Origin of the sequence: Pseudomonas sp., from assembly GCF_049645325.1 — a bacterium.
Classification (GTDB): domain Bacteria; phylum Pseudomonadota; class Gammaproteobacteria; order Pseudomonadales; family Pseudomonadaceae; genus Aquipseudomonas.
In genome coordinates, this window is record NZ_JBARTQ010000583.1 from 1 (window position 1) to 2,521 (window position 2,521).

The 2,521-nt window shown below is 62.3% G+C and carries 2 protein-coding genes and 1 pseudogene; 1 reads left to right on the forward strand and 2 read right to left on the reverse strand.

The annotated features are described in order from the left end of the window. Positions 1–281, reverse strand: a pseudogene (locus WBB95_RS24530) (ABC transporter permease); the annotation flags it as partial. Then, the gene (locus WBB95_RS24535) at positions 278–1,306 is read right to left on the reverse strand and encodes an ABC transporter ATP-binding protein (protein ID WP_424489916.1); all 1,029 of its coding nucleotides are present in this window, start codon (positions 1,304–1,306) and stop codon (positions 278–280) included. The gene WBB95_RS24535 and the pseudogene WBB95_RS24530, both read right to left, overlap by 4 nt. A 241-nt stretch (positions 1,307–1,547) precedes the next feature. On the opposite strand from WBB95_RS24535, the gene WBB95_RS24540 reads away from it, so the two are divergent. Continuing rightward, positions 1,548–2,378 carry an IclR family transcriptional regulator gene (locus tag WBB95_RS24540; protein ID WP_424489917.1) on the forward strand — a complete coding sequence of 277 codons (831 nt, stop codon included), beginning with the start codon at positions 1,548–1,550 and terminating at the stop codon, positions 2,376–2,378. Positions 2,379–2,521: the final 143 nt, after the last annotated feature.

Genomic DNA, 2,521 nt, shown 5'->3' on the forward strand with positions numbered 1-2,521 from the left:
GGCGTGCCCATGCGGCTGAGGATGTAGGCCTCCGGCACACCGATCACCACGCACAGCAGCGTCACCAAGGCGCTGATCCAGAAGGTGCGCCAGAAAATTTCGTAGAAGTACGAATCGCTGAACAGCGACAGGTAATGAGCGAAGGTCCACTCATTGGCCTTCACGCCCACTTGGTAGTCGAACACGTTGAACGACAGCACCAGCGTCATCAGCAGCGGCAGGATCAACAAACCGCTGAACAGCACCAAGGCCGGTAGCGAGAGTAAATAGCCCCGGCTCATGCGTGCACCTCATCCGCCGCCAGTACGCGCAACAGGTCGGCATGCCAGTCCAGGCCCACGGCGGCGCCGCAGCCCAGCGGTGCGCTGCCGTCGTTGCTGCGTACCACGGTGATTTCGCCGAGGCTGGTGTGGATGCGGTACAGCCATTGGCTGCCGAAGAAGTAGCTGTCGAGCACCTTGCCTTGCAGGCGCCCCGAGCCTGCGTCCACCAGTTGAATTTTTTCCGGGCGCAGGCTCAGGGTCAGTTCACCGTGGCCACTGTCATGGCGCACTTGCGGAATGCCCAGTTGGTCGTAGTCGCCGGGCAGCAGGTTGGCCTTGCCGACGAAGTCCGAGATGAAGCGCGTGCGCGGGTGTTCGTAGAGCGTGTAGGGCGCGTCGATCTGGGTCACGCGCCCGGCCTGCATGACCACCACGCGGTCGCTGATGGAGAGTGCCTCGGCCTGATCGTGGGTGACCATCAAGGTGGTAATGCCCACGGCGCACTGGATGCGGCGGATTTCAAATTGCATTTCTTCGCGCAGGTTGGCGTCGAGGTTGGACAGCGGCTCATCCAGCAGCAGCACCGGCGGCTCGATCACCAATGCACGCGCCAGGGCCACGCGTTGGCGCTGGCCACCGGACAATTCCCGTGGGTAGCGGTCTGCATGGGGCGCCAGCCGAACCAGCTCAAGCACGGTTTTGACTTTGCTGGCGATCTCGGCGGCCGGCACTTTGCGCATCTTCAGGCCGAAGGCGACGTTGTCGCGCACGGTCATGTGCGGGAACAGCGCATAGCTCTGGAACACCACGCCCAGGCCACGGCTGGCGGGCTTGGCGTGGGTGATGTCGCGGCCGTCGAGCAGGATCTGCCCGCCGCTCACATCGACGAAGCCGGCGATCATCTGCAAGGTGGTGGTCTTGCCGCAGCCCGAAGGGCCGAGCAGGGAAACGAATTCGCCTTTTTCCACCGCAAGGTCGGTGGCGACCACCGCATCGACGGCGCCGTAGCGTTTGCTCAAGGCGTTGAGTTGGAGAAAAGCCATAGTTGCGTTCCACCTTTTTGAGTCGCGTCGAAACGCGCTTTTTTGTTTTGGGCAGATGCGAAAAGGGTGTTGCGGGTGCGGTGGCGCTCGGTCTGAAGCCGGCTGCCGTTTGTTGTTCATTTCGCCCCTGTGGACGCAGATTAGGACGAAGTCTAGGATGGGCGAAAGATGGAATTTCACTGAATGGACTACTATTTTCAGTTTTATTCATTGATCAGAATTCGTAGAGAGATTGTGCGTGATGGATTCCACTGAGCGGAATAACACTGCAAAAGAAGTTGGCGCAGGCGGCGTCTCGCGGATATTCGCGTTGCTGCGTACTTTGGGCGAGGTGCCCGATGGCGGTGAACGTGTCACTCAGCTTGCGCAACAGGTGGGCCTGTCGCAGCCCACCACCCACCGCCTGCTGCGCAGCCTGATGGACGAAGGCATGGTCGAGCAGGACGCGCGCAGCAAGCGCTATCGGCTGAGCCTTGAATTTTTTGCGCTGGCGGCGAATGCCGGCAAGACGGGCAACCTGCGAGACCTGGTACGGCCGAGCATGCTGCGCCTGAGTGCATCACTCGGCGATTCGCTGTTCCTGCTGGCGCGCAGCGGCTTTGACGCCATCTGCCTGGACCGCAGCGAAGGCCCGTACCCGATCCGCACCTTCACCGGCGATATCGGCGGGCGCGTGGCGCTGGGCGTGGGGCAGGGGAGTCTGGCGATATTGGCGTTTTTGCCGGAGGAGGAGCGCGAGACGGTGATCCGCTACAACCTGCCACGGCTCAAGGATTTTCACGTGTATGACGAAGTGCTGCTGCGCTCGGAGGTCGAAAATGTGCGGCGCCTGGGCTATGCGGCGCGCAACACGGGAGTGCTGGAAGGCATGGCCGGGTTGGCGGTGCCGATTTTGAATCGCGACGGGCATGCAGTGGCGGCGTTGAGCGTGGCGACCATCAGCGACCGACTGGGGCCGAGCCGTTTGCCGATGGTGGTGGAATTGCTCAAGGGCGAGGCAGCAGCGATCGGGCCAAGGATCAACCCGTTTGACCCAACGCTGCGCCGGCCTTCGCAGACTTTTGGTGGGTAGCTCTCGGTGAGCTGTGCAGGTTTACTGTGGTGAGCGGGCTTGCCCCGCGCTGGGGTGCGAAGCAGCCCTGATCCAGTCAACGCGTTCTTCCAGTCATAACTTGCTGGCCGGATGTAGGGCCGCTTCGCAGCCCAGCGCGGGGC

Coding starts and splice junctions, on each gene's coding strand:
- WBB95_RS24540 (WP_424489917.1), top strand. CDS start 1,548: ATGGATTCCACTGAGCGGAATAACACTGCAAAAGAAGTTGGCGCAGGC.
- WBB95_RS24535 (WP_424489916.1), bottom strand. CDS start 1,306: ATGGCTTTTCTCCAACTCAACGCCTTGAGCAAACGCTACGGCGCCGTC.